General features: G+C 73.8%; 20 protein-coding genes. 13 read left to right on the top strand and 7 right to left on the bottom strand.

Annotated features, from left to right (window positions below; genetic code table 11):
* Nucleotides 1–18 precede the first annotated feature (18 nt).
* Together ACWDYF_RS08875 and ACWDYF_RS08870 are read left to right on the top strand one after the other, a co-directional pair.
* Nucleotides 19–459: an ATP-binding protein gene (locus ACWDYF_RS08875; RefSeq protein WP_389462684.1), complete on the top strand. Its 441-nt coding sequence runs from the start codon at nucleotides 19–21 to the stop codon at nucleotides 457–459.
* A 165-nt stretch (nucleotides 460–624) separates the two neighbouring features.
* Complete coding sequence (locus tag ACWDYF_RS08870; protein WP_389462685.1) at nucleotides 625–1,164, top strand: class IV adenylate cyclase; 540 nt, start codon at nucleotides 625–627, stop codon at nucleotides 1,162–1,164.
* A gap of 253 nt (nucleotides 1,165–1,417) precedes the next feature.
* Here the strand turns inward: ACWDYF_RS08870 and ACWDYF_RS08865 are convergent, their stop codons facing one another.
* A complete protein-coding gene (locus ACWDYF_RS08865) occupies nucleotides 1,418–2,749 on the bottom strand; it encodes a hypothetical protein (RefSeq protein WP_389462686.1) in 1,332 nt (443 codons plus the stop codon).
* A 439-nt stretch (nucleotides 2,750–3,188) separates the two neighbouring features.
* Here ACWDYF_RS08865 and ACWDYF_RS08860 point away from each other — a divergent pair, with 439 nt between their 5' ends.
* The 7 genes from ACWDYF_RS08860 to ACWDYF_RS08830 all read left to right on the top strand — a co-directional run bounded on the left by ACWDYF_RS08860 (nucleotide 3,189) and on the right by ACWDYF_RS08830 (nucleotide 9,886).
* The gene (locus tag ACWDYF_RS08860) at nucleotides 3,189–4,046 is read left to right on the top strand and encodes a sugar phosphate isomerase/epimerase family protein (protein WP_389462687.1); all 858 of its coding nucleotides are present in this window, start codon (nucleotides 3,189–3,191) and stop codon (nucleotides 4,044–4,046) included.
* A gap of 5 nt (nucleotides 4,047–4,051) precedes the next feature.
* Nucleotides 4,052–4,978 carry a Gfo/Idh/MocA family protein gene (locus tag ACWDYF_RS08855; RefSeq protein WP_451584269.1) on the top strand — a complete coding sequence of 309 codons (927 nt, stop codon included), beginning with the start codon at nucleotides 4,052–4,054 and terminating at the stop codon, nucleotides 4,976–4,978.
* Nucleotides 4,926–6,152 (top strand): methionine adenosyltransferase, encoded by a 1,227-nt coding sequence (locus ACWDYF_RS08850; protein WP_389462689.1) that lies wholly within the window; start codon nucleotides 4,926–4,928, stop codon nucleotides 6,150–6,152. The genes ACWDYF_RS08855 and ACWDYF_RS08850 overlap by 53 nt, the downstream gene beginning before the upstream one ends.
* Nucleotides 6,149–7,027: a hypothetical protein gene (locus ACWDYF_RS08845; protein WP_451584268.1), complete on the top strand. Its 879-nt coding sequence runs from the start codon at nucleotides 6,149–6,151 to the stop codon at nucleotides 7,025–7,027. Before ACWDYF_RS08850 ends, ACWDYF_RS08845 begins: the two co-directional genes overlap by 4 nt.
* Complete coding sequence (locus ACWDYF_RS08840) at nucleotides 7,024–8,079, top strand: hypothetical protein (RefSeq protein WP_389462691.1); 1,056 nt, start codon at nucleotides 7,024–7,026, stop codon at nucleotides 8,077–8,079. The genes ACWDYF_RS08845 and ACWDYF_RS08840 overlap by 4 nt, the downstream gene beginning before the upstream one ends.
* On the top strand, nucleotides 8,076–8,795 hold the full coding sequence (locus tag ACWDYF_RS08835; RefSeq protein ID WP_389462692.1) for a coenzyme F420-0:L-glutamate ligase: 720 nt from the start codon (nucleotides 8,076–8,078) through the stop codon (nucleotides 8,793–8,795). The genes ACWDYF_RS08840 and ACWDYF_RS08835 overlap by 4 nt, the downstream gene beginning before the upstream one ends.
* 461 nt (nucleotides 8,796–9,256) lie before the next feature.
* A complete protein-coding gene (locus ACWDYF_RS08830) occupies nucleotides 9,257–9,886 on the top strand; it encodes a phosphatase PAP2 family protein (protein WP_389462693.1) in 630 nt (209 codons plus the stop codon).
* On the opposite strand, the gene ACWDYF_RS08825 is transcribed toward ACWDYF_RS08830, so the two are convergent.
* The 6 genes from ACWDYF_RS08825 to ACWDYF_RS08800 all read right to left on the bottom strand — a co-directional run bounded on the left by ACWDYF_RS08825 (nucleotide 9,874) and on the right by ACWDYF_RS08800 (nucleotide 20,328).
* The gene (locus ACWDYF_RS08825; RefSeq protein ID WP_389462694.1) at nucleotides 9,874–14,892 is read right to left on the bottom strand and encodes a DNA repair ATPase; all 5,019 of its coding nucleotides are present in this window, start codon (nucleotides 14,890–14,892) and stop codon (nucleotides 9,874–9,876) included. The genes ACWDYF_RS08830 and ACWDYF_RS08825 overlap by 13 nt on opposite strands.
* A gap of 239 nt (nucleotides 14,893–15,131) precedes the next feature.
* Nucleotides 15,132–17,231, bottom strand: a complete 2,100-nt coding sequence (locus ACWDYF_RS08820) for an SPFH domain-containing protein (protein WP_389462695.1) — start codon at nucleotides 17,229–17,231, stop codon at nucleotides 15,132–15,134.
* Nucleotides 17,232–18,041: 810 nt separating this feature from the next.
* Nucleotides 18,042–18,677, bottom strand: a complete 636-nt coding sequence (locus tag ACWDYF_RS08815) for an Rv1733c family protein (RefSeq protein WP_389462696.1) — start codon at nucleotides 18,675–18,677, stop codon at nucleotides 18,042–18,044.
* A gap of 79 nt (nucleotides 18,678–18,756) precedes the next feature.
* A complete protein-coding gene (locus ACWDYF_RS08810; RefSeq protein ID WP_389462878.1) occupies nucleotides 18,757–19,530 on the bottom strand; it encodes a rod shape-determining protein in 774 nt (257 codons plus the stop codon).
* Between the two features lie 14 nt (nucleotides 19,531–19,544).
* Nucleotides 19,545–19,949, bottom strand: coding sequence for a TraR/DksA family transcriptional regulator (locus tag ACWDYF_RS08805; protein ID WP_389462697.1), 405 nt, complete (start codon nucleotides 19,947–19,949; stop codon nucleotides 19,545–19,547).
* A 46-nt stretch (nucleotides 19,950–19,995) separates the two neighbouring features.
* Nucleotides 19,996–20,328 carry a TraR/DksA C4-type zinc finger protein gene (locus ACWDYF_RS08800; protein WP_018569078.1) on the bottom strand — a complete coding sequence of 111 codons (333 nt, stop codon included), beginning with the start codon at nucleotides 20,326–20,328 and terminating at the stop codon, nucleotides 19,996–19,998.
* Between the two features lie 452 nt (nucleotides 20,329–20,780).
* Here ACWDYF_RS08800 and ACWDYF_RS08795 point away from each other — a divergent pair, with 452 nt between their 5' ends.
* The 4 genes from ACWDYF_RS08795 to secD all read left to right on the top strand — a co-directional run bounded on the left by ACWDYF_RS08795 (nucleotide 20,781) and on the right by secD (nucleotide 25,569).
* Nucleotides 20,781–21,749 (top strand): sensor histidine kinase, encoded by a 969-nt coding sequence (locus tag ACWDYF_RS08795; RefSeq protein WP_018569079.1) that lies wholly within the window; start codon nucleotides 20,781–20,783, stop codon nucleotides 21,747–21,749.
* Nucleotides 21,750–21,817: 68 nt separating this feature from the next.
* Nucleotides 21,818–22,495, top strand: coding sequence for a response regulator transcription factor (locus ACWDYF_RS08790; RefSeq protein WP_355476697.1), 678 nt, complete (start codon nucleotides 21,818–21,820; stop codon nucleotides 22,493–22,495).
* A gap of 180 nt (nucleotides 22,496–22,675) precedes the next feature.
* Entirely contained in the window at nucleotides 22,676–23,197 is a 522-nt protein-coding gene (locus ACWDYF_RS08785) for a hypothetical protein (RefSeq protein ID WP_389462698.1), read from the top strand.
* A gap of 92 nt (nucleotides 23,198–23,289) precedes the next feature.
* Entirely contained in the window at nucleotides 23,290–25,569 is a 2,280-nt protein-coding gene (gene secD, locus ACWDYF_RS08780; RefSeq protein WP_381738736.1) for a protein translocase subunit SecD, read from the top strand.
* The last annotated feature ends 86 nt before the right edge of the window (nucleotides 25,570–25,655 follow it).

The following is a 25,655-nucleotide window of genomic DNA, read 5'->3' as shown; positions in this document are numbered from 1 at the left end:
GTCCACAAGGGGAGAAGCGTGATCGAACGACGGCGGGGCATCCCGCCCGCCCGCTGCAAGCCTCTCATCGGTTCACCCGCCGTCCTGACCGTGGAGGGCGAACCCCGGTCAGCCGGTTCGGCACGCGCGTTCGTACGGGAGTTCATGGCCTCCAACGTCCCAGACGCTTCCGAGGAGTACGTCGAGTCCGTCGTGCTGGTGGCGTGCGAAGTGGTCACCAACTCGATCCGGTACGGCACGGAGCCCGGCGACTCGATCCGGCTCACGCTCGACGCCGACCACGTCCGTACCCGAGTGGAGGTACAGGACCCTGTGCGACGCAGACCCCGGCCGCGCCCCGAGTCCGACGACCGCGAACGCGGGCGCGGCCTGATCATTCTCGATGCCCTGTGCATCGCCTGGGGCGTCACCCCCGCGCCATTCGGCAAGTCCTTATGGGCGGAGGTGAAAGCACCGTGACCACGCTGTGGCTCGACCACGGCGCGGACGCGCTCCGGCTCGCCGTCCCCACGAGAGCGGTTTGTGGTGGGGGACGGCTCATGCCCGCCGCCTCGCTCGAACACGAGGAACCGCGTTCGAGCGTAGGTCGCAACACCCCGTCGAAGTGAAAGTGGGAGAACGCCTGTGGCAGCCATCGAGTACGAGACGAAGGCACTCGACATCGACCCGTCCGACATCGCACACCGCATCCTCGCCGCAGGAGGGGCCGAGACCACCGGGCGGCGGTTGATGCGCCGGTACGTGTACGACACCGTTCCCGCCGTCGCAGGGCGGTGGGTCAGGCTCCGTGACACCGGTGACGGAGCCACGCTGTGCGTCAAGCAGATCGCCACCGACGAGGTCGACGGGACCCGCGAGACCGAGGTCACCGTCGGCGACTTCGAGGAGGCCGCCGAACTGCTGCGGCTCGCCGGGCTGACGCCGCGCGGCTACCAGGAGAACCGGCGCACCTCGTACGCACTCGGAGCAGTACGGCTGGAGATCGACGAGTGGCCGCTCATCCCGCCGTACCTGGAGATCGAGGGCGACAGCGAGCGGGCGGTATGGGAAGCCGCCGAGGCCCTGGGCCTGGAGCGCGCCGGCCTCACGTCCGTCAACACCACCAAGGTCTACCACCGGTACGGCATCGACCTCGAAGCAATCGCAGACCTGCGCTTCGAGTAGAACGGCCGCACCGCCCGGCCGGTCCGAGAGGAGGCGCCGTGCACCACCTGTCCGACCTGCCGGTCGAGGTCCGGCCGGATCGCGAAGGAAGCGCGGAGGCCATCGACACGCCGGGTCTCCGTCTGCCTGGAGAGCAACGGTGCTGACTTCCTTCATGTCCTCACCGCCCGAGGTCTCGAACAAGCAGCACGGCACAGCCGTCATCGCCAATCAGTGCCACAGCCGCAGCGAGACCACGAGGTGAGTCGCGACGTCAGGTCGTGAGAGCGTTGCGCAGTTCGGCTACGGAGCGCTCGCGGTGGTGCTGGGCGGGGATCGAGCGGTACAGGTCCAGCGCGCGGCGGTGGACGAGGCCGGTGCGGTAGGCGTCCGGGAGACCGGACAGGACAGCTACCGTGCGCTGGCACGCCTCCTCGGTGTCGCCGTCCTGGTGCACGCAGGTCGCGGCATCGATGGTGAGTAGAGATCGGGTCATGGTGCTGGTCGGCGCCGACAGCTCCAGGGCCCGCTGCTGACTGGCGCGTGCCCGGCGGGTATCACCGAGGGCGGTGAGCGCGTGGCTGAGGTGGACGTGGTGTTTCTGCTCGCCGTGGGTGAGCCACGTGTCACGGCGTGCGCCGCCTTCGAGACGGTCCATGTGCCGGTCTGCGTCCGCCAGAGCGGCGCGTGCCGCCTCGGGCTGATGCGACAGGGCGTAGGCACGAGCGGCGACCGCGGCCGCGAGAGTTGCCGCAGCGGTCGGCCGGGGACCTGCGATCTTCCTGGCCTCTTCGGCAAGGCGTGCGGCGGCGGCAGGGGCGCCCCAGTTGATCGGCACCATCGCCTCGCGGGCGAGCACCCACGCGTGCAACTGGGCGTCACCCGACTCACGCGCGGCGACGGCGGCCGTTGCGAACCAGGCGCGCGCCTCCCGCCGGGCACCGAGATCGTGCAGCACGATCGCGGCCATGCCTGCCATCTGCCCGGCCGCCCGGGACACCCGTATGCGCGTGCCGACCGACCGAGGACTGTCCAGGTAGGGCCGCAGGTCATGGAAGTCTGCCGCGAGTTCGGCCAGGAACTCGGCGGGTGCTTGGCCGTGGTAGCCGCTGCCGTATCTTTCGGCCGCCGCCTCCAGGTCGGCCAGATCGGCGGGTGCGGTGTCAGGGGTGAGGGCAAGATCGAGGGATCGGCGGGTGTCGGTGAGAGCGGCGAGCGCCGGTCCGGTCAGGCCGACGGCGACGGTACCCAGCATCTGACGGCGGTTCATGGGATCGTCTCCCTGGTCGTGCTCCGCAAGATGAGTCGAGGAGGCCTTCTCCCAGGGTCGCGCAGCAAGCCCCAATAGGTCACCAGGGATACGGAGTCCATCTGCAATGCGCTCGATCGTGTTGATGGCCGTGACCGTGGCACCGCCCTTTGCGATGCGTGACACCCGATCGGGTCTCAGGCCGCAGGCCGCGCCGATCCGGTAGTAGCTGACGCCGTGCCGGTGGGTCAGGCGGAAGACGGCCCCGATGTCGCGGTCGCGCACGGCGCATACGAACAACGGGTCTTCGAGGAGATCGGCCGGGACTTCGGCGGCCGGCGCTGATAAGGCATCCACTGCTCCCCCTGCAGATGATGACGGAGAGTCAGTCGCGACGATACCCCCACGGTGTGGGCCCCACGGCGGGAATTACCGGCCGAACGCGTTGCCGGTGAACTGGCAGAGCCCTGGTCACACCATCCGGCACGGACGGCCCGTGGGTCCCGGAGCCCGAGTGGCTTCCTGTCCTGTACCCGGCCGGAGCCCCTCAACCCGCCTGAGAGATGGATATGTCTGCCGCCTTCGCCCCGGTGACCGCCCCCTCATGGGAGCCGCAGCCTCCCACTCCGCCTCCGCCCCCGCCGCCCGCCCCGCCGGTACCGCAGCCGCCCGCACCGGGTGGGGGCCGCTGACCGGCCAGCACGTTGACGGCTTCTGACCGAGCCTGTGCCGGGCGGCCAACCGGCACAGGGATTCCCCCGCTCATCAACCGGTACATCCGAAGGAGACGACGGCCATGGAAGAAACCCCGGCGAGCACGCTGGTACTCAACCCTGACGAGCTGGGTCCCGACCCGGTTCCGGGCATGGACCTGGCGGTCAGGCTGGGCATCGGTTCCTTGGAGATCCGCTCGGCCGAGGGCACCAATGTGGTCATGCTGCCCACAGACCGGCTACGGCACATCCGCACACTCGCCGACGAGCGGCACCTCGCGGTGGCAGCGGTCGCCTCGCCCCTGTGGAAGTGGTGTCGGCCCGAGTCGACGCCAGGCCGGGTGGACACGTTCGGCTTTCCCACCAGGGTGCCGCCCGAAGAGCGCCTGACCTGGATCGAGCGCGCCATCCAGGCGGCGGCCGTCCTCGGTGCACCGATCGTGCGCGTCTTCTCCCACCTGCGCGTCGGGCAAGGGGTGACCGAGCAGTTCGCCGGTGACCCGCTGCTCGCGCAGGCACTGGAAACGGCCCACCGCGCGGAGGTCCGGCTGCTGCTGGAGAACGAACCGGTGTGCACTGTCGCCCGTGCCGAGTCGCTCCTGGAGGTGCTGGAGCGCTATCACGGCCAGGGCCTCGGGCTGTGGCTGGACGTGGCGAACCTGCACGAGGTCGGCCAGGCCACCCCCGAGACGGTCCGGGCCCTGGCCCCCCATGTGGGTTACGTACACGTCAAGGACTACCGGCCCGTCGACGGAGGCGGCCGTGCGTTCTGCCCGGCCGGTGAGGGCACCGTCCCTTACGGCGACGTCCTGCCGTTGCTGCACGCCGCCCATCCGGCGCTGCCCTACGCGCTGGAGACCCATGTGCGGGATACGCCTGCCGACGCCTTGGCCATCGGTGCCGCGTACCTGCGGACAGCCATGCCGGGCAGCATCGCGTGAGTCGGGTGCTGCTGATCGGGGCCGGTGAGGTCGGCGGCAAGCACCTGGCCGCCCTCGTCGGCGCCCCCGGTCTGACGGTCTGCGGGGTCGCGGATCCCGCACCGACGGCGCAGATGGACGAGAACGTGCCGGTGTTCGCGTCCTGGCGGTCTGCGCTGACGTCGCTGGCTCCGGACCTGGTAGTGGTGGCCACGCCGCCCGGCACCGCGCTCACCGTGGCCCGGGAAGCCGCGCGGGCCACGGCGGCGGTGCTGGTCGAGAAGCCGGCCACCACCGACTTGGCGGCCCTGGCCCCCGATCCGTGCGACCGGCAGATCTTCGTCGGCTTCCAGCCGCACTTCGCACCCGGCCTGGCCGCACTGCTCGCGCAGCCGCCCGCCGTCGGCAGCGCCGAGGTCCGTCTCGCCGTGCGACGCGATCCGCATTACTACCGCGGCTGGCGGCGCAGCCGCGCCACAGCCGGAGGCGTGCTGCATCAACAGGCCATCCATGGGCTGGCGCTGGTGCTGCGACTCATGCCCGGCGACGTCGACGCCGTCGACGCCACGGTGGTGCACCGCCGAGCCCTCGCCGAGACCGAGGACCACGTCACAGCCGTCATCACACTGGCCGACGGGCCCACGGTGCACATCGATGCCCGGGTGGACCATCCCGGGCGGCCCTTCCACAAGGTCGTTCTCCACCTCACCGACGGCCGCCGTCTCCAAGTCCGCGGCCGCAATCTCGAAGCCGGACTCGGCGAGAGCACGACCGCGCCCTCGGACAGTGATCTGCGCCGCGCGATGTACGCCGCGGTCCTTGGCACAGCCACCGGCCAGCCGCCCCACCCCTGCCTGTACCCGTTGACGGCGCTGCCGCGCCCGCTGGAGGTGATCGACCGTGTCTACCGTGACGCCCGCGTCGTCCGGACTGCGTACTCCACTCGCCCGTGAGCTTGCCGTCGAGGTCGTCGAGCGCAAGGGGATCGGCCACCCCGACTCCCTCGCCGACGGTATCGCCGAACTCGCCTCGATCCGCTACAGCCAGCACTGCCTGGACACAGTGGGAACGGTGCTGCACCACAACCTGGACAAGGTCGCTGTCCTCGGTGGCCGTGCCGCCTTCACCGACACCGACGGCGTCTACGACCGGCCCTTGCGGGTGGTCTTCGGCGGAAGGATCTCCGTCACTCTCGCCGGACGGCCGCTGCCCGTGCGGGAGATCCTTGAGCAGGCGGCTCTCGACCACCTGCGTGCGGCACTGCCCGGCTTCGACCGGGTGACGGTGGAGATGCGGCACGAGACAACCGACAGCAGCAAGTTCCCCACCTGGTTCGCTCCGCGCTCGCTGGACGACCTGCCGGAGCGGGCTCAGGCGTTCTCCAACGACACCGCCTACCTCGTCGGCACCGGGACGCGTACTCCCACCGAGACCGTGGTCCTGCTGGCCGAAGCATGGTTCCGGCGCCTGCCCTGGGCGGGCAGCGACATCAAGGCCCTCGCCGTCCGCAACGGCACCACGTGGACGGTGACCGCGTGCGTGCCCGCTCTCGCCGGGCACCTGACGACCGCCGCCGAGTTGCACGAGGCGGTCACCGACGCGGCCGCGGATCTGACCACCGTGCTACAGCAGCGGTTGCCGGGGCCGGTCACAGTGGTCTGCAACACCCGCAACACCCGAACCGAACCGCTCTCCGGGCAGTACTTCACCCTTTCCGGCTCGGCCGTCGACTACGGCGAGGACGGCCTCGTCGGACGCGGCAACGCCCGCACCGGAGTCATCAGCGGCGCACACCTCGCGGGCAACGAGGCCACGTTCGGGAAGAACCCGGCCTACCACGTCGGCAAGGTCGGGGGCTGGCTCGCCGACGAGGCCGCCCGCGCGGTCGCCGACCGGTTCGGCCCGTGCCGCGTCGCCCTGCTGTGGCGCAACGGCGCCCTCTACAGCGAGCCCGCCTCGATCGAGATCACCACCGCCCAGCCCCGGCCGCCCGCGGCCGCCACCGACCTCGTACGGGACACGCTGTCCCGTACGGACTGGATGCAGGACCTGCTGTCCGGCCGGTACCTGCCCGCCGTCCAACCGGTCGAGTCCCTCTTGTCCGAGCTGGAACGAGCGAACACGTGAGCGTGCAGCACCTGGCCACGGGGCACGTTCGCGCCCTAGTCGCCTTGCCCGAGGACATGGACTCGGCCGCCGTCCAGGCGGCGGCCCGGACACTGCCCGGAGGCTGGACGCTGGCCGAAGACCCGGGCACGGCCGGACCGGCGAGCATCATCGTGACCACGGGGCCGGCGGCCCTGCGCGCGGACGCCGAATCCGTCCATCTGCGCCTGCCCCGGGCGGTGGCTGCCTCCAGCACCCTGGCGTACACCACGTACACCGCGCTGGAACGCCTGCGCCAGCAGCAGCATCGGGTCACCGTCCACGCCACCGCCGTACTGCAGCCCGACGGACGAGCGGTACTGCTGCTCGGCACGAAAGGTGCCGGGAAGACGTCGACCGCACTCGCACTGGCCGCTCGCGGCTGGACGCACGCCGGGGACGATCTGGTCGTCATCGGCACAGCCGACGACGGCCACCTGGCAGTGTGGCCGGGAAAGACCATGGCTGCCGTCCGCGACCCGGCCCGCCCGCTGGCCCCCAAAGCCCAACTCCTCCTGACACCGTTCGCTTCCGGTCCTGCCCCTCTGACCTGGATCGTGCGCCTCGCCATCCATCCCGCCCTCACCACACGCTCGCTGTCCAGGGCCGTGCCCCTGGCAGTGAACGAACAACTGCGGCTGCACGAGATGCTGGCTCGCTACATCTCCGGCCTGCCCACTCCTCTGACCGGCGTCACCGGGACCCCGTACGGCCCGGTATGGGCCCTGGACACCCCCGCTCTCGCCCACTGGCGGAGCCACTTCCTCACCTCTCTGGCCCGTTGCCGGTTCGACTACCTCCACGCTCCGGACCCCGCGACGGCCGCCGACCTGCTGACCCTGGAGGCGCACCGATGAACGCTGCTGCGATCCTGCCCAGCCGTGACGAACCGACCACCATCACCGCCGTCACCACCGCCGTCGACACTGCCCTCGCCACCGCGGGAACCGTCATCGTCAACGCCGACTCCTCCAGCTCCCCGACCACCTGTGACCGATTCGCCGCGACCCCGACCCGCACCGCGAAGCTGCCCCTGTCCGGCCTGCCGCGAGGCAAGGGTGCCCAGGTCCTGACCGCCGCCCGCCACGCGAAGATGCGCGGCGCCGATGCTGTGCTCATCGTGGACACCGACACCCTCAACCCCGATCCGGCCGTCTACAGCGCGCTTCTGGACCGCGTCCGGGCGGGGGCCGCTCTGGCGATCGCCGACTACCCCCGGTTCTGGGACGAAGCGAACCTCACCAGCCATCTCGCCCGTCCACTGATCGCCGCCACCACCGGCCACGACATGCCGCAGCCCCTCGCGGGCGACCTGGCCCTGTCCGGCGACGCCCTGAGCGTCATCCTCCAGGCCGCCGACGGACTGCCCACCGGCCTGAAGGCCTGTGTGAACGGCTACGGCATCGACGCCTTCCTGCTTCTGACCGCCGCCGGCATCGGCCCCATCGTCTCCGTACGTGTCGACAGCCCCAAAGCACACGCCGCGTCCTTCCCTCATCTCCCCGCCGTCTACCGCCAGGCGGTCCCCGCCCTGCTGCACCTCACCGCAGCGTGCACCCCACCGCCCCTGCCACTGGAGACGGCCTCCTACCGCGTGGCCGATCGCCCGGTTCCCTCGGACCGGCTCACAGCCATGCTCGCCACGCTGAAGGACCACCTCGGTCCGGATTCCGGCGGCTACGATGGACAGCCCTGGCCGGTACCCGTACTGACCGCCTGGCACGCCGTCAGGTCCGGCGCCCCTGCGCCCAGGGCGGCCCGTCGGCTCTGGCCGCACTATCTCCGGCGTGTCCATGACTGGCTCGCCAACGGACACCGCGCCGCTCCCGCGCAGCGGGGCCGGGACCTCGCGGCTGCGCACGCCCGCCTGCACACCGCCGTCCTCACCCATGCAGGAGCCCGCCGATGACCACCTCCGGATTCTCCGCCTTCGCTCTGGAAGCCTTCCCCGAGGTCCGGCCCGGCGACGACCTGCCGGGCGCCATCAGCGACGTCCTCACCCGCACCGGCACCAGGTTGCGCGACGGGGATGTCGTCGTCATCGCCAGCAAAGTCGTGTCCATCGCGGAGAAGCGCTACGTCGACCTCGCCGACGTCACCCCGGGTCCGGAGGCACTGGACCTCGCGGCCCGCACGGGCAAGCCCGCCCCGATCGTGCAGTTGATCCTCGACCACTCCACCGAGCACTTCCTGGCGAGTGAACGCGGCCCGATCATCGCCCGGCACACGCTCGGCCACCAGCTCACCTCCGCCGGGATCGACCGCGCCGGAACCGGGGGCGCATGGCTGCTGCCCGAAGACCCCGACGCGTCCGCCCGCGCCCTGCGTGACGCGCTCATCCAGGCCACCGGCGCCAGGGTCGCGGTGGTCATCGCCGACTCCGACGGCCGCGCCGACCGGCACGGCGCGACGGTCATCTCCATCGGAGCCGCCGGCATCGCTCCCCTCCGCGTCAGCGAACACGGCGGCAAGCGGCAGGAAGAGACCCTCACCGACCTCATCGCGGCAGCAGCCGGAATCATCCTCGGGCAGCGCGGGCGTGGCGCGCCGGTCGCTGTCCTGCGCGGAATCGTCCATGAGTCCGGTGACATGGGCGTGACCTCGATGCTTCACCGGCGGCCATAGCCCTTCCCGGCAGACCTTCGCCTGCCGAACCCGCGCAAGTGCCTGACGCCGAGGGCGCGGCCTTCCTCGCCGTACAAGCGAGGCAGGCCACCGTGGCGGAGCACGTCCAGGCCGTGGATCGTGGCGGCGACCCGGTCCAGCACCAAGGCACTTTGTGCCGAGTACCCCCACGGCCGTACAGCAGGCGGACCGGCCCTGGACGTCCGGCGGCGGACGGCGCCGCTCGTCGTAGGCGACGGGATCGGGCCGACCGAAGGACGACGCGACGTGCCTCCGGGAACCGGGGCTGTGTCCCCCGTCTCATCCCACCCCCCAGGCAACTGAACCGGCGGCTGCTAACGTCTACCAACCTGTAGACGTTCATCTGTCGGACGATCCGACTTCACCAGGAGTCCACCTCCGCGTCCACGCGTGTTCACCGTGGCGCACCCGTACCGAGACACTGCCCGGAGATCCACCTGATGACGAGTTCCTCCCCGGCCGCCCTGGCGCTCGACGGCGCGTCCATCGACGGCGGCCTCTACACCTCCGTCACCGACTTCGCCCGCGACACCCACTGGCTGAACGGGACAGCCGCCGCGTACTCCGAGGTGGGCATGGGGGTGTTCGTGCTGTTGCTGCTGGGGGCCTGGTGGGGGGCGCGGCGGCAGGGGAACTCGGTGATGGCGGCCGTGCTGGCGACGCCGTTCGCGGTCGTCATCGCCTATGCCGCCAACACCGGGATCAAGGACGTCTTCGAGGAGCCGCGGCCCTGCCGGGCGCTGCCGCACGACTTCCTCATCGAGGCGTGCCCGCCGGTGGACGACTACGCCTTCCCCAGCAACCACACCACGGTCGCCTTCGCGTTCGCGGTCGCGCTGCTGATCGTCAGCCGGTGGCTGGGCGCGGTCGCGCTGCTCGCGGCGGTGGCGATGGGCGCCTCCCGGGTGTACGTCGGCGCCCACTACCCGCACGACGTCGGCGTGGGCGCCCTGGTCGGCAGCCTGGTCTCGGTGCTGGTGGTGCTGCTGGCCTTCCGGTACTGCACCCCGCTGGTGCAGCGGCTGCGGGCGGGGGCGCTACGGCCGCTGCTCGCCGCTCAGGCCCCCTGAGTCCCGCCGGACGCTCCTTCTCCGGCCGCCGGGCCCGCCGCGTGGCGGGCCCTCGCCGTGCCACCGCCGGTGAGCGCCGCCTCGATCGCGGCCATGTGCTCGGCCAGCAGACCGAGGGCGGCCGTGGCGCGCACGAGCGGGTCCTCGGCGGGGCCGCCCAGCGCCTGGGTGCGGGCGTACGCCGTCTTCAGGGCGGCCCAGCGGCCGGCCTGCTCCGGGGTGAGGGTGCCGCGCAGCTCGGCCAGCTTGAGCAGGTTGGCCTCGGCGCCGCTGGTGAGGGTCTGCGCCTCGGCGGTGAAGTGGTCCTCGACGACCGCACCGGCCTCCGCCGCGTTCATGACGGGGCGGATCCGCTGGGCGATCTTGTTCATGGTGCGGTAGGAGCCCTGGAGCAGGAACGGCGGCTCGGTCCGGGTCTCGTCCGAGCGGGCGGCGGAGGCGATGTAGGCGGTGTTGACCGCGAGGACCGTCTCACGCGCGGTGAGCAGATGGCGCAGTACGCCCGTGATCTGCTCCAGCTCGGCCGGGGCGTAGGCGTGGGTGAGCCGGTCGGCGCGGGCCGCGGGGTCCGCCTGGGCCAGCCGGACCAGCAGCTCCAGATCGGCGCGGTCCCGGCCCGCCAGCGGGGCGAGCACCGGGTTGGAGGTGAGCGCGTTCTCCAGGAAGCTGAGCGCGAAGGCGTCCTCCTTGCCGGTGAGGACGTCGCCGAGGTTCCACACGTCCGCGCGGTTGGCGAGCATGTCGGGCACCCGGAAGCGGTCGCCGGACTCGGTGTACGGGTTGCCGGTCATACAGACCGCGAACCGCTTGCCGCGCAGGTCGTAGGTGCGCGGCTCGCCGTTCCACACGCCGTCGACGCGGCGGGTGGCGTCGCACAGCGGGATGAACTTCTGGAGCAGTTCCGGCGAGGTGTGCTGGATGTCGTCCAGGTGCAGCAGCGTGTTGTTGCCCGCCGCCAGCGCGAAGTTGATCTTTTCGATCTCCTGGCGGGCGGTGGCGTTCGGCGCCTCGGCCGGGTCGAGCGAGGTGACCGTGTGACCGAGCGCGGGGCCGCTGACCCGCACCATCATCAGGCCGAGGCGGTCGGCGACGTACTCCATCAGCGTCGTCTTGCCGTAGCCGGGCGGGGAGACGAGCAGCAGCAGTCCGCCGGTGTCGGTGCGCCGGCTCTCGCCCGCCGTGCCGAGCTGACGGGCCAGGCTGTCGCCGACCAGCGGCAGGTACACCTCGTCGACGAGCCGGTTGCGGACGAAGGCCGCCATGGAGCGCGGGCGGTGCTCGTCCAGGCGCAGCCGGACGCGTTCGGCCGCCACCAGCTCGGTGCGCAGGCGCTGGTGGGCGCGGAAGGCGGGCACGTCGTCCCGGGCGAAGCGGCCGGTGCGGGCCAGGAACTCGTCCAGGCGCAGCACCAGACGGCGGCCGCCGATGCGCGGATGGGCGCCGAGCAGCCCCTCGGCCACCGCCACCGGTGAGACGTCCGCGTCGTGGCGCGTCAGGCCGGGGCACAGCTCGGCGGCGACCGCCTCGGCCAGGTCACCGGGTGTCGCCCCGGTTCCGGTGGAGTCGGTGAACGCCGCGAGCCAGGCCCCGGCGAGCTGGGCCCGCGCGGCGAGGTCACCGAGCGCGTCCAGGTCCTCGTCGTAGGCCGAACCGCCCACCGTGTGCCGGAACTTGTCCAGCAGGGTGCGGGTGGCGGCGGCCAGCACGAAGCCGTCGGGGCCGGTCGTCAGCTCCTCGACGAGGTACGCGGCGGCGGCCCGCGCGTCCGGACCCGCCGCGGCGGCGGGGGCGTTCGCGCCGCCGGTCCCGGCGGGCGCCGCCCCCGGGAGCCGGAGCGCGCTGCCCGCCGTCCACGTCCCGATCGCGCCCGCGAGTTCCTCCTCCAGCTCGCCCACGGCGCCCGCCGCCGCCGGGCCGAACGTGTCGCGGGCGCGGGCCAGGGAGAGCGCCCGCCGGGTCCAGACGGCGCGCTCGTCCGCCGTGCTGCCGTGCGCCCAGAACAGCTGGGCGGCGGCGCGGGCGGCGGGCTCGTGGCGCAGTACGCCCGCCCGCTCGTGCACGGGCAGCAGCGCGGTGAGGAGCACCGTGGCGTCGTGGTCGTGGACGCCCCGCTCGTAGCCCTCGTCGTACGCCTCCTCGGCGGCCCGGCGCACCAGGGCGCCCAGGTCGTCGGCGGCGGCGAGCGCGGCCGGGCCGTGCTCGCGCAGCAGCCGGGCGGCCAGGTGCTCGCCCCGGTAGACCTCGGGCGACTCCGAGGGCAGCTGCCGGTCCCCGTAGGCGCGGGCGGCCGCCAGGCGCGGGTCGGTGACCGGGGCGCGGTAGTCCGTGCCGGTCAGCGCGAAGGCGAGGCCGTCGCCGTCCGGGACCAGGGTGAGGTCGAGGGGCTGGGTGGTGACGGAGAAGCGGTGGGTGCCCAGCCGGATGGTCCGGCCGCCGTCGGTGTAGAGGTCGGTGCGGTCGCGCAGCGCGCGGGACGCCTCCTGGCGGGCGGCCTTCAGCCGTCCGTCCAGCTCGTCCGCCCGGACCGGGTCGCCGAGCGCGCGCAGGTCCTCGGCGGTGCGGCGGACCTTGGCGACCATCGGGTCGGAGGCGAAGTAGGTGCTGACCTCGTCGGCGTCGGCGAGCGTGGCCGCGCGCCGGGCCACGGTCGCCAGGATCCGGTCGGCGGCCGCCGCGAGCTGTCCGGCCCGGCGGGCGCGGGCGTCCAGCAGGGACTGCTTGCGGGCGGAGAACGCGTCGTGGATCTCGGTGCGCTTGTCGGTCAGTTCGCCGAGGAAGTCGTCGAACTCCGCGAACCGCGACTCCAGGTTCTCCAGACGCACCAGCATGCCCGACAGCTGCTCGTCGCAGCTCTCGGGGCTGTCGGCGGCGGCGAGCGCGCCGGTGACGGCCTGCGCGAGCAGCGCGAACTCGGCGGCGAACTCGGCGCGGCCCTCGCGCTCGGCCAGCTCCCGGCGGCGGGCCTCCAGCAGGGCGCGGGCGCGGTTGACCCCGCCCAGCACCTCGGCGATGCGCTCCAGCACGGAGGTGCGCACGGTGGCGTCGGCGATGTCCAGGCCCGCGACGACCTCGGTGACGGTGCCCAGCGTGCCGGTCAGCTCGTCGAGGCGTTCGGCGACCGGGCGCGCGGCGGCCACCGACTCGACGGCCTCGGCGGCGGCGGCGAGCTGCTCGACGTCCTGGTGGTGGTCGGCGAAGGCGTCCTCACGGGCGAGGAAGGTGACCGCCCGCTTGCCGAAGGCGGCCAGGTCGGTGCCGGTCTCGGCGGCGAGCGCGTCGATGCGGGCGGTGTCGGCGTACCGCATCTCCTTGAGGGTGAGCAGATGGCCCTGGGCGCGGCGCAGTTCGGTCAGCCCGCCCACCCAGGCGGCGGCGCCGCGCGGTGCCTCGCCGCGCAGCCGCCGCACCACCGCCGCGATCCGCTCGGCGGCCTCCTCCAGCGCCCGCGCGGCCCGCTCGGTGAGGCTCTGCACGGTGCGGAACTCGGTGAGCACCTGCTCGGCGGTGTCCCGTACCGCTGCCAGCGGGGTGCGCAGCTCGCCGAGGTCGGCCTCGCCCAGCCAGTGGTGGGTGTCGGCGGCGCGCACACAGGCGGCGGCCAGCGCCTCGTACACCTCCGCGGTCGGGGTGGTCTCCGCGACCGCGCGGCTGATCGACAGGCAGTCGGAGATGCCGCGCACCAGGTCGGCGTTGCCGACGCGGGCCAGCGGTCCGGTGCCCGCGGTGGCGGCGGCGTGCGTGTCGGACACGTACGGGGAGGTCCACACCTGGATCGGGTGCACCCGGGCCGGCTCGGTCGCCGCCCCGGCCGGATCGGCGCGCAGCGCCAGCAGCGCGCCGTCCTCGAACAGCGCCCAGCCGTGGCAGGTCAGCGGGGTGGCGATCTCCTCGCGGATGGTGTTGTACGACAGCAGCAGGCCGCGTCCCTCGGCGCGCGCGTGGAAGGCGTACAGCACGTCCTCGCCGTAGGGCGAGCGCACCTCGCGCTCGAACTCCAGGCCCGTGGTGTCGAGTTCGTACGTCTTGTACGCACCGGTGGCCAGGCAGTAGCCGCCGGGGAAGACGATGCCCTGGTCCTCGGGCAGGCGGCGGCACGCCCGGCCGATGCCGTCCAGGCGGACCACCGACCGGGTGAGGGTGTTGAACACCAGGTGGCGGTGGGTGTCCTCCTTGTAGGGACGGACCCGCAGCAGGATCAGCGCGCCCACGCGCGCGTACGCGATGTCGGCGTCGGCGAGCGCCTGGAGCGGCTCGTCGACGGGCTCGCTGTGGATGCCGGTGCCGGTCTCGGTGTCGTCCTCGGTCTTGACGGTGAGGGCGCCGCCGACGGTGGAGACGTACAGCTCGTCGCGGACCGAGACATGCGGGTGGCGGCCGAGCCGGTGGTCCTCGCGGGTCGTCGCGGTCCAGGTGAAGTCGTGGGCGGGCGGCAGCACATGGTCGCGTTCGCCGCGCGCGTCCAGGAAGGCGGCCCGGCCGTCGTCGGTCAGGTTCCAGCGCAGGACGCGGATGTCGTCGGCCTTCTCGCCGGTGCGGAAGACGGCCAGCAGGCGGCCCTCCACCCGGTGCAGCCGCAGCAGCCGGGCCTGCCGGTAGTAGCGGTGCAGGGCGCCGAACTCCCGGACGAACGCCGGGTCGTCGAGGAGGCCGGGCACGGCGTCCTCGGGCAGCGGGTTCAGCTCCCGGTCGTACAGGGCGAGGACGTCGCCGACCCGGGGCTCGGGCCGGGTGCCGTCGTCCGGTCCCGCGTGGGCGGCGTTGCGGCCGAACAGCAGCCGCTCGCCGACGGCCACCACGTCCCGGGGGACGGCGGGGTGCTCGGTGCGCAGCCGTCCGGTGCCGGTGAGGTCGAGCCGGGTGGCGCCGAACTCCGCGGCCCGGCGGGCGTTGAGCGCCTCGGTGCCGCGGGCCAGCTCGGCGGCCTGGGCGGTGAGCCGGTCGCGCAGCACCTCGTAGGTGCCGCTGTCCACGGCGTCGTACGAACCCGTCTCCTGGGCGGTGGCCATGGACATGCGTCCCTTCGGGAAGGCGTCGGAAGCGAGGGGCGGTGCGGGGCCGCCGGGCCGCCCCCTGGCGCGGCGAGGGGGGCGGGGGTACGCGGACCACCGCGCCGCCAGGGCGCGGAGGCGGCCGCCGGGATACGGAGGCCGCCGCGCCACCGGGGGCGAAGGCCGCCGCGCCACCGGGTGCGGGGGCCGCCGCGCTGCCGACCCCCGTACGGCGGCGCGGCGACCCCCCGGTGCCGTCAGGCCCTGACGGCGCCGTTGAGGGCGGTGACCGGGGCGTCGGCCAGGCCCAGTTCGCCCGCGCGGTCCAGCAGCTGCCGGAACTGGCCGGCGTGGGTGCCGCCGGAGTTCATCAGCTTCATCAGCAGCGCCGAGACGGTCAGGTTCTGCACATCGGCCGTGGAGACCGAGCCGAGGATCCGGCCCAGGTCGTCGGCGAGGCTCGCCGAACCGTCCAGGTAGGGCTTGGCCAGCGCCTGCGCCGTACCGGAGTGCTCGACGAAGCCGTCGACGCCCTTGCCCAGCGAGATCGCGTTGACCAGCCGGTCGAAGAAGACCGACTCGCCGCCGACGATGTCGATGTCGGCGTTCTCCAGGCCGGTCGCCAGCACCGTGGCCTGCGCCTCGGCGACCTGGCGCTGCACGTCGAGCCCGGCCAGCCGGATCTCCTTCTCCGCCTGGAGGCGCAGCCGGTACTCCTCGTGTCCGCGCGAGGCGTCGTCCAGCGCGGCCATCGCGGCGGCCTTCTCGGTCAGGCCCGCGGCCTCCGCCTTCAGCTTCTCGCCGATCGCCGTCGCCTCGGCGACCGCCTTGGCCTGGGCGCCCTCGGCCTCGGCCCGCAGCCGCGCCTCGGTGCCCTGGGCCTCCGCCCGCATCCGGGCCTGGGTGCCCTCGGCCTCGGCGAGCATCCGGGCCTGGGTGGCCTCGGCCTCGGCGCGGCCGGCCTTCTCGATGACCTCGGCCTCCTTGTCGCGGACCTGCACCGCGGCCAGGCCCTCGGCGGCGGCCTCCGCCTGGATGCCCTCGGCCATCCGCAGCTTGGCGCGGGCCTCCAGGTCCGCGGACTTCAGCTTGGCCTCGGCCAGGGTCAGCGACTCGGCGGCGCGGTGCGTGGCGGCCTGCTCGGCGGCCTCCGCCGCCTTGATGTCCTTGACCAGCTTCTCCTGCGCCTCCGCCTCGGCGGCGATGATGACGGCCTGCCGCTCGCGCTCGGCCTCCTCCACGGCGCGCAGCTTCTTGATGGACTCCTCCTGCTCGGCGACCGTGCGGTCCACGGCGACCCGCTCGCGCACCACCTCGGCGATCTCCCGCTTCTCCGACTCGACCTCCTTGTCGGCGGAGATCTTCGTCAGCTGGGTCTCCCGCTCGCGGGCGATGACCTCCAGCATCCGGTCCTTCTCGATGCGCTCGTTCTCCACGGCGATGACCCGCTCGCGGTTCTTCGCGGCGACGGCGACCTCGCGGGCCTGGTTCTCGCGCTGCACGCCGAGCTGCTCCTCGGTGCGCAGGAAGGCGCTCTGCGCGCGCAGCCGCTCCTCCTCCACCACCTTGGCGGTCTCGGCCTCCTCGCGAGCGCGGGAGGTCTCTATCTCGCGCCTCTGCTTGATCTCGGCGTCCGCCTGGCGGCGCTCCAGCTCCAGGATGGCCTCGCGCGCGTCGACGTTCTGCCGGGTGATCTCCTTCTCCTCGGTGCGCTGCGCCTCGTTGGTGCGCACATGCTCCACCGCGGTCAGCTCGGTGATCTTCCGGATGCCCTGCGCGTCCAGCACGTTGGCCGGGTCGAGCTGGGACAGCGGCGTCTGCTCCAGGTAGTCGATCGCCGCGTCCTCCAGGTGGTACCCGTTGAGGTCGACGCCGATCAACTCGATGATCTGGTACCGCAGTTCCTCGCGCTTGGTGTAGAGGTCGGTGAAGTCCATCTGCTTGCCGACGGTCTTCAGCGCCTCGGAGAACTTGGCGTGGAACAGCTCCTGGAGCGTGTTCTGGTCGCTGGCGCGCGCGGTGCCGACGGCCTGGGCGACCTTGATGACGTCCTGGGCGGTCTTGTTGACCTTCACGAAGAACGAGATCCGGATGTCCGCGCGGATGTTGTCCCGGCAGATCAGGCCGTCCCGCCCGGAGCGGGTGATCTCGATGGCCTTCACCGAGATGTCCATCACCTCGGCCTTGTGCAGGACCGGCAGCACGACCTGCCCGGTGAAGGTGACGTCGACCTTCCGCGTCTTGGAGACGATCAGCGCCTTGCCCTGCTCGACCTTGCGGAAGAGCTGGGAGAAGACGAACAGCAGGAGCAGGACCAGAATCAGGCAGGCCGCGACGAGCGAGCCGATGACAACCATGGCAAACGTCCCCTGAATCAAAGAAGTTGTGGCGTGCGGGCGGCCCCGCCGGTCTTCGGATCCGGTGTCTCGGTGTCGGTTCTGACGCCGTCCGGCCGATCTCCGGTTCCGGGTCCGCCCGCGGTTCCCGCGGCCGGATCTCCCCGGTCCGCCTCCGCTGCCGGTCTCCGGCCGCGCGCTGTGCGCGGCGGCCGTTCCCGGCGGGTGCCCGGCGGACCGGCCGTCGGCTCATGAGCGGGTCGGTCCGCTCAGGAGCCGGTCAGCCGGTCGGCCGGACCATCGGTCAGCCGGACCGTCGGAACCGGTGCGGCCGTCGGGCCCCGCGCGGACGCGGTCGGGCGGCCGCGGGTAACGGACGGAACCGTCCGCCGCTCCCGTCCCCCTGCGGGCACCGCCCGCCGACCCTGCGCCCCCCGGCCATCGGCCCCGTCCCCCTCGTTCCGTGCATCCCCCGTACCCCCGTCTCCCCCGTGCCCCGTACGTCCCCCGTACGGCCCCCGTACGTCCCCCGTCCTCGCGGGCAGCCTCGGTACGGCCCCCGGACCGGCCCGGCCCCTGCCGGGGTCCGGCACCGGAAACCGTCCGTAGTGCTCCCCGCCGACATGATGCCCGCTCACCCCCACCTGGCGCATTGCCGGTTCCCGGCAATGTTCGGGGGTGCTTCGATGCCGGTGTGCGACCTTGGGGCCCGTCAAAGGGGCGTCAAGATTGCGCAGGGATCCTTGACGCGTCGACGACGTCATGGGAAAAGCCCCCCTGCCGCGGCCTCGGCCTGCTGCTGACGGCCCTGGCCCTCCCGGCCCCCTTCCCTCACCTCGACGCCGTCCACCGCGGTCCCGTTCCCGCCCAGGCCTCGTCCCAGGCGGTCAGGTTGCGGCGCAGGAGGAGGCGGACGGTGGCGGCGTGGGCGGCCGCGGTGAGGGCGGTGACGGTGAGGGAGGCGAGGAGGGCCCAGCCCATGCACTTGCTGCGGATCTGGGCGGTGGTCAGGGGCTCGGCGGTGACGCGGCCCTGCTGGTCCGTCCAGATCGGCACGGTGCTGCCGGCGCGCAGGCCGGGCGGTACGTGGGTGTGGCCGAGGCGGGAGCGGCCCGCGGGGTCGGTGAAGCGGACCTCGACGCGGTAGCGGGTCCGCCGCGCCTCGGGGGAGCCGGGCTCCGGGTGGCGCGGGGCGTCGTGGACGAGGACGGCGGTGGTGCGGCCGCGGGTCCGCTCCTGGCGTGCGGCGGTGTCCGCGTAGTGGCGGTGGGCGGCGTCCCCGGCCAGGAACATCGCGGCGGGCGAGGCGGCCAGGGCCGTCAGCAGCAGGCCGAGGCCGATCCACGCCTGGAGCAGGTCGGTGCGGCGGCGCAGCGGGTTGCGGCGCAGCCGCCAGAACCGGACACGCGGCAGATCCGCGGGGACGGGCGCGGGCGGTGGCTGGGCATGGGGGATGCCGCCGGGCATGAGCCCTGGTCTCCTCTCGTCGTCTCGGCTCGGGCGGATCGGGGCGGGCGGATCGGGGCGGGCGGATCGGGGCGGGCGGTCAGCGGGTGCCGCGCAGGGCGGGCGGGCCACCGGCCGACGGGTGGGCGCGGGCCGAGCGCAGCAGGCTGGCGGCGCCGCGCACGGCGGCGGTGTGCGGCGCCGCCACCGGTCTGAGGGGGGTGTGCAGCCGGCCGGTGAGCTGGAAGACGACGTCCGGGCGCAGCGCGCCGCCACCGGCCAGCAGCGCGCCCCGGTGCAGCGCGTCGAGGGTGAGCGTCGTACGGTCCTGGCGCAGCATCGCGGTCACCATGGCGGCCACCGCCTCGGCGAGGTCCGCCGGAGCGGCGGTGTCGAGGTCGCCGGTGCCGAGCGCGGTGCGGCGCGCGTCGACGACCGCGCCGTCGACCAGCAGCACCACCTCGGTGAGCTGGGCGCCGATGTCGATGACGAGCAGCGGCCGGGACAGGTCGGCGCCCGCGCCCAGGGCGACCGCGCGCGCCCCGGGGACGGTCAGCACCCCGCGCGGGCGCAGCACCTGGACGGCGGCGCGGGCCTCGGCGCGGAAGGCGACGCCGTCCAGCACGGGCGCGGTGACCACGACCAGCGGGCGGGTGAGCCGGGGCAGCCGGTGCACCAGCAGGCGGGCCAGCATCCGGGCGGTGCCCGGGGTGTCGACGATGGTCCCGCGCTGGATCGGGTACGCGGCTCCGGTGCCCGGGAAGGTCACCGTCGGCACGTCGAGGACCAGGCCCCGCCCGGCCACCCACGCGCGGGTGCGGGCGCTGCCCAGGTCGAGGGCGATGCCCGGACAGGACCGGCGCAGCGGCCACATCCGGCGGGCCGCGCTCACCGGCCGGCCTCCCTGACCTGCTGGCAGCGGGCGCAGTAGCGGGCCTGCGGCACTATCTCCAGCCGTTCCCGCGCGATGGGCCCCCGGCACAGGTGGCAGGCCCCGTACCGGCCCTCGTCCAGGCGCGCGAGGGCCGCCTCGACATCGGCGAGCACCATCCGCGCGGAGGCGGCGAGCTGCACGCTGACCTCCAGCTGGCCGGGGGTCCGGTGGCGGCGCAGGGCGTCCTCGCGGGAGGTGGCGGCGGCCGCGAGCTGGGCCACCTGCTCCTGGCGGAACAGCCGCTGCTCGGTCAGGTTCGCGCGCAGCGCTGCGAGGTTCTCGGCGGTCAGCGGGCCCGAGGACACGGGCTCGGGCGCCGGACGGCGGGCGCCGTGGTCGGCGATGGTCTGGTGGTGCACCGGTTCACCCCTCGGGCAGGGCGGACGTGGAGCGGCGGACGGCCGGTCAGCCGGCCTGGCCGCCGCGGCAGGCGACGCAGTGGCGGGTGTAGGGCAGGATCTCCAGGCGCTCGGCCGGGACCGGCTTGGCGCAGGCCAGGCAGAGGCCGTAGGTGCCGGCCTCGATCCGGGCGAAGGCCTCGTCGATCTCCTTGAGCACCCGCTCGATGGCGTCCCGCTGGGCGGACATCAGGTGGTCGTCCGCGCTCTGCCCGGTCTCGGTGAGGGCCCGCAGCTGGACCAGCCGCGTGCCCCGGGCGTGTTCGAGCCGCCCGCGGGCCTCCTCGGCGGCCTGGCGTTCGAGGCGGGGAGCGGTCCGGGCGGCTGCGTCGCGGGACACGGCGGATCCTTTCTTCGGCGGAGCGGTACAGCGGGGTTGCGGCTCCCCGGCGGGGAGCGGTACAGCGGGTCTGCGGCTCCTCGGCGGAGCGGTACAGCGGTGCGCTCGGCTGCCGTGGGGACGGGGGTGATCGCTCCTCCAGAGTGGCCCGCGGCACAGCCCGCGGCCCATCGGTCCCAGCACCCATTTGCAGGGGGTAGCGGGATGCACACCGAGCGGACATGGGTGGGCCGTGCCCCGCGAAATGGGGGCCGGTACCCATCGACGCGCCCGCCCCGGGCGGGCAGGCTCGACGGCGGGACACCGGGAACCGGGCCCGCCGCCCGTCCGCCCCGCGCGATGGCCGACAGTGGACACGTGGAGGAACACAGACGTACGCGGACGCGCACCACCGTGCGCGGGCGTGCGCAGACTCGCGCGGGCGGCCGCGTCAGGTGAGGAGGAGCGACCCGGTGTCCCTGTTCTGGCGGATCTTCGGGCTCAACGCCGTGGTGCTGGGTTCGGCCACCGCGCTGCTGCTGTGGGCGCCGGTGACCGTCTCCGTGCCGGTGGTGCTGACCGAGGCGGTCATCCTCGTCGGCGGCCTGGTCGTCATGCTCGTCGCCAACGCGGCGCTGCTGCGCTGGGGCCTGGCCCCGCTGGACCGGCTGACGAAGCTGATGACCACGGTGGACCTGCTGCGGCCCGGCCAGCGGCTGCCGGCCGCGGGCGGCGGCGAGGTCGCCGAGCTGATCCGCACCTTCAACGCCATGCTCGACCGGCTGGAGCAGGAGCGCGCCACCAGCAGCGCCCGGGTGCTGCTCGCCCAGGAGGCCGAGCGGCGCCGGATCGCGCAGGAACTCCACGACGAGGTGGGCCAGAGCATGACCGCGACCCTGCTGGCCCTCAAGCGGGCCGCGGACGAGGCGGGGCCGCCGCTGCGCGACGAGCTGCACCAGGCCCAGGAGATCACCCGGGGCAGCCTGGACGAGGTGCGCCGGCTGGTGCGCAGGCTGCGGCCCGGTGTCCTCGACGACCTCGGCCTGATCAGCGCGCTGACCTCGCTCACCTCGGACTTCGCCACCCACACCGGCCTGAAGGTGGTCCGCCGCTTCGCCCCCGATCTGCCCGCCCTGGAGCCGGAGACCGAGCTGGTCCTGTACCGGGTCGCCCAGGAGAGCCTGACCAACGCGGCCCGCCACGCGGAGGCCGAGCGGATCGAGGTGAGCCTCGCGCGCACCGAGGGCGCGGTGGTGCTCGCCATCACCGACGACGGCCTCGGCATCCGGGGTGCCGCCTGCGAGGGCGCCGGGATCCGCGGGATGCGCGAGCGGGCCCTGCTCATCGGGGCCGCCCTGGACATCACCGACGCGGCCGGTCCGGGCGACGCGCCCGGCACCCGCGTACGGCTCACCGCGCCCGTCCCCGGGAGGCGGCCGTGACCGCGCCGCCCGGCCCCCGGCCGTCCGAGTCCCAGCCCGCGCACGCCCCCGTCCCGAACGGCCGCCCCATGCCCGACGCCCCCGCGCCCGCCGCGGCCCGCCCGATCCGGATCCTCCTCGCCGACGACCACGCGCTGGTCCGGCGGGGCGTACGGCTCATCCTCGACCAGGAACCCGACCTGGAGGTGGTCGCCGAGGCGGGTGACGGGGCGGAGGCCATCGAGATGGCCCGCGCCCACGACGTGGACCTCGCGGTGCTGGACATCGCGATGCCCCGGCTGACCGGGCTCCAGGCCACCCGCGAACTGGCCTCCCTCAAGCCGGACCTGCGGATCCTGATGCTCACGATGCACGACAACGAGCAGTACTTCTTCCAGGCGCTGAAGGCCGGTGCCTGCGGGTACGTGCTGAAGTCGGTCGCCGACCGCGATCTGGTCGCCGCCTGCCGGGCCGCGATGCGGGACGAGCCGTTCCTGTACCCGGGCGCGGTGACCGCGCTGATCCGCAACTACCTGGACCGGGTCCGGCACGGCGAGGAGACGCCCGACCAGGTGCTGACGCCCCGTGAGGAGGAGGTCCTGAAGCTGGTCGCCGAGGGGCACTCCTCCAAGGAGATCGGCGAGATCCTCTTCATCAGCGTCAAGACGGTCCAGCGGCACCGCGCCAACCTGCTGCACAAGCTCGGCCTGCGCGACCGCCTGGAACTCACCCGGTACGCCATCCGCGCCGGCCTCGTCGAGCCCTGACGCCCCCGGCACCCTGACGTGCGCGCCCGCGCGCACCCCCGGCCGCCCGGGGCCCCGGCCGCCAACTCCCCGGCCGGGGCCCCGGGTACGAACGTCCGGGAACCACCACGTACGAGAGCCGCCGGGAAGGCAGAATGCCGGGAAGGCAGAACGCCAGGAGGGCAGAAAGGGGGACGGCGCATGCGCCGCGCACCGTGCACCGCCGTCCGGCCGTCCCTCCGCGGGCCCGCCGCGCTGCTGACGGCGGTCCTGCTGCTGCTCCTGTCGCCCGTCCTCGGTGTTCTCGGTTTCCTCGGTGGTCCCGGCGTTCCCGGCGTCCTCACGGCAGACCACACCACCCCCGCGCACCTGTCCGTCACCGCCCTCCACCCGAAGACCGCGAAGACCGCGGGGGCCGAGGGGCCCGCAGATGCCGCAGAGACCGCGGAGACCGAGAGGACCTCACCCCCGGCCGCCGACCACCGCGACCACGTCTCTCCCGCCGCCTGCGTCCTCCAGGCGGGCCCCCGCTCCGAGCCGCACCGCGACCGCCCCGCCGCACCCGGCCACCCGGTCGCCGCCACCGTCCCGGGCACCGCCGTCCCCGCCCCCGGGCCCGGACGCGCCCCGCCGCCCGGCAGCACCGCTCCCGCCGCGTCCGGCCGCCCGGTCCCCGACCGGGACCGGGCCCCGCCCGCATCCTCCGGCACCCGACACCCCTGACCTCGCCGTCGTCCCGGTCATCCCCGTGACGGCGCATCCCTTCCGCACGCCTGCGCCCACAGGTGTGCCGCCGGAGCCGCCGGAGGCATCCGTTGATCCGTTCCGCCCGGGTGAGGGCGTTGTTCGCCCTCACCGTCCTCGCTCTGTCCCTGTACATCGCCGTGACCGTGCCCGTCCGTCTGGGCCTCGATCTGCGCGGCGGCACCCAGATCGTGCTGGAGACCCGGTCCACCCCGACCGCGCGCGCCGACCGCGCGGCCACCGACCGCACCCTGGAGGTGCTGCGCGGCCGGGTCGACGCGCTCGGCGTCGCCGAACCGACCCTCGTCCGCTCGGGCGCGCACCGCATCGTCGTCGAACTGCCCGGCGTCCAGGACCCGAAGGAGGCGGCCGGTGTGCTGGGCCGCACCGCCCAGCTCACCGTGCACCCGGTGCTCGGCCCGGCCGGGAACGGAGCACCGGACGGGACCAGCGCCCCGGACAAGGACGGCGCACCGGCCGGGAACGGCGAGCAGGTGCTGGCCGACGAGTCCGGGCAGCGGCTGCGGCTGGCCGCGTCCGCGCTGACCGGCACGGACGTCAAGGGCGCCGACGCCCGGTTCGACGCGCAGTCCGGCGCCGGGTGGCACGTCACCGTGGACTTCGACCGCGCGGGCCGCGACCGGTGGGCGAAGCTGACCGGGCAGGCCGCGTGCAGCCCGGCGGGTGATCCCGCGCGCCGGATCGCCATCGTGCTGGACGGCCGGATCATCTCCGCGCCGCAGGTCGACCCCTCGGTGGGCTGCGGCACCGGCATCGCGGGCGGCTCCACCCAGATCACCGGCTCCTTCGACGACCGGGAGGCCCGCGAGCTGGCCCTGCTGATCAGCGGCGGGGCGCTGCCCGTGCCGGTCGAGACGGTCGAGCAGCACACCGTGGGCCCGACGCTGGGCGCGCGGGCCATCACGGCGAGCGCCTGGGCGGCGGCCGTGGGCACCGCGCTGACCGCGCTGTTCATCGTCGTGATGTACCGGCTGATGGGCGTGCTCGCCGCCGTGGCGCTGCTCTCCTACGGTCTGCTCTCCTACGCCGCCCTGGCCGCGCTGGGCGCCACGCTCACCCTGCCGGGCCTGGCCGGTTTCGTACTGGCGATCGGTATGGCGGTGGACGCCAACGTGCTCGTCTTCGAGCGGGCCCGCGAGGAGTACGCGGCCCGGCACCGGCCCACCGCCCGCTCGGCGCTGACCGCCGGGTTCCGCAACGCCTTCAGCGCCATCGCCGACTCCAACGTGACCACGCTGATCGCGGCCGGGCTGCTGTTCTTCCTGGCCTCGGGGCCGGTGCGCGGCTTCGGTGTCACGCTGGGCATCGGCGTTCTGGCGTCCATGGTCAGCGCGCTGGTGGTGACCCGGGTGCTCGCCGACTTCGCCGTCGCGCGCCGGTGGGTGCACCGACGGCCGCGCGTCACCGGGCTCGCCACCACCGGCCGGGTGCGGGACGCGCTGGAGCGGCGCGCGCCGCGGCTGATGCGCAGCCCGCGCCGCTGGCTCGCGGTGTCGGCGGTGGCGCTGGTGCTCGCCGGGTCGGGGCTGCTGGTGCGCGGCGCGGACCTCGGTGTGGAGTTCACCGGCGGCCGGCTGATCGAGTACGGCACCGCGCGGGCCGTCGACCCCGACCGGGCGCGTACCGCGCTCGCCGACGCGGGCTTCCCGCGCGCGGTCGTGCAGTCCTCCGGGGACAAGGGCCTGACCGTGCGCACCGCGGAGCTGACGGACGCGCAGGCGGAGCGCGTGACGCGGACGGTGGGCGCGCTGGGCGGCGGGGCGGACACGGTCCGCGACGAGCTGATCGGTCCGAGCATGGGCGCGGAGCTGCGCCGGGGCGCGCTGATCGCGCTCGCGGTGGCCCTGGGCGCCCAGTTGCTGTATCTCGCGGCCCGGTTCCGCTGGCTGCTGGGGACGGCGGCGGTCACCGCCCTCGCGCACGACGTGGTGATCCTGGTCGGGATCTTCGCCTGGCTGGGCAAGCCGCTGGACGGGGTGTTCCTGGCCGCGCTGCTGACCGTGATCGGCTACTCGGTCAACGACTCGGTCGTCGTCTTCGACCGGATCCGGGAGCTGACGCGGCGCGAACGCGGGGCGCGGGCGGCCGACATCGCCGACCGGGCGATCGTGCAGACGCTGCCGCGGACCGTGAACACCGGTATGGGCGCGGTGCTGATCCTGGCCTCGCTGGCCGTGCTCGGCGGGGACTCGCTGACCGACTTCGCGCTGGCGCTGCTCATCGGCATCGTGGTCGGCACGTACTCGTCGGTGTTCACCGCGGTCCCGGTCGCGCTCGCACTGCGGACCCTGCCGAAACGACAGAGGCGTAGAAGGAACAAGAAGGACTGACTACCCGTCACGGCCCGCGCCCAAACATAGCTTTCCGTTCCCTTGCTTGATGCAACTATTGCAAAGGGCAAAGAAAGCCCCCGTAT

The sequence above is a fragment of the Streptomyces sp. NPDC003284 genome (genome assembly GCF_053589675.1).
Note: the sequence above shows the minus strand (reverse complement) of the source record. Positions and strands in the feature narration are given on the sequence as shown.

Excerpts from the sequence above, each read along its gene's own strand:
- ACWDYF_RS08860 (WP_389462687.1), top strand. The coding sequence starts at position 3,189 with ATGGAAGAAACCCCGGCGAGCACGCTGGTACTCAACCCTGACGAGCTG.
- ACWDYF_RS08840 (WP_389462691.1), top strand. The coding sequence starts at position 7,024 with ATGAACGCTGCTGCGATCCTGCCCAGCCGTGACGAACCGACCACCATC.
- ACWDYF_RS08835 (WP_389462692.1), top strand. The coding sequence starts at position 8,076 with ATGACCACCTCCGGATTCTCCGCCTTCGCTCTGGAAGCCTTCCCCGAG.
- ACWDYF_RS08830 (WP_389462693.1), top strand. The coding sequence starts at position 9,257 with ATGACGAGTTCCTCCCCGGCCGCCCTGGCGCTCGACGGCGCGTCCATC.
- ACWDYF_RS08825 (WP_389462694.1), bottom strand. The coding sequence starts at position 14,892 with ATGGCCACCGCCCAGGAGACGGGTTCGTACGACGCCGTGGACAGCGGC.
- ACWDYF_RS08820 (WP_389462695.1), bottom strand. The coding sequence starts at position 17,231 with ATGGTTGTCATCGGCTCGCTCGTCGCGGCCTGCCTGATTCTGGTCCTG.
- ACWDYF_RS08815 (WP_389462696.1), bottom strand. The coding sequence starts at position 18,677 with ATGCCCGGCGGCATCCCCCATGCCCAGCCACCGCCCGCGCCCGTCCCC.
- ACWDYF_RS08810 (WP_389462878.1), bottom strand. The coding sequence starts at position 19,530 with ATGTGGCCGCTGCGCCGGTCCTGTCCGGGCATCGCCCTCGACCTGGGC.
- ACWDYF_RS08790 (WP_355476697.1), top strand. The coding sequence starts at position 21,818 with ATGCCCGACGCCCCCGCGCCCGCCGCGGCCCGCCCGATCCGGATCCTC.
- ACWDYF_RS08785 (WP_389462698.1), top strand. The coding sequence starts at position 22,676 with ATGCGCCGCGCACCGTGCACCGCCGTCCGGCCGTCCCTCCGCGGGCCC.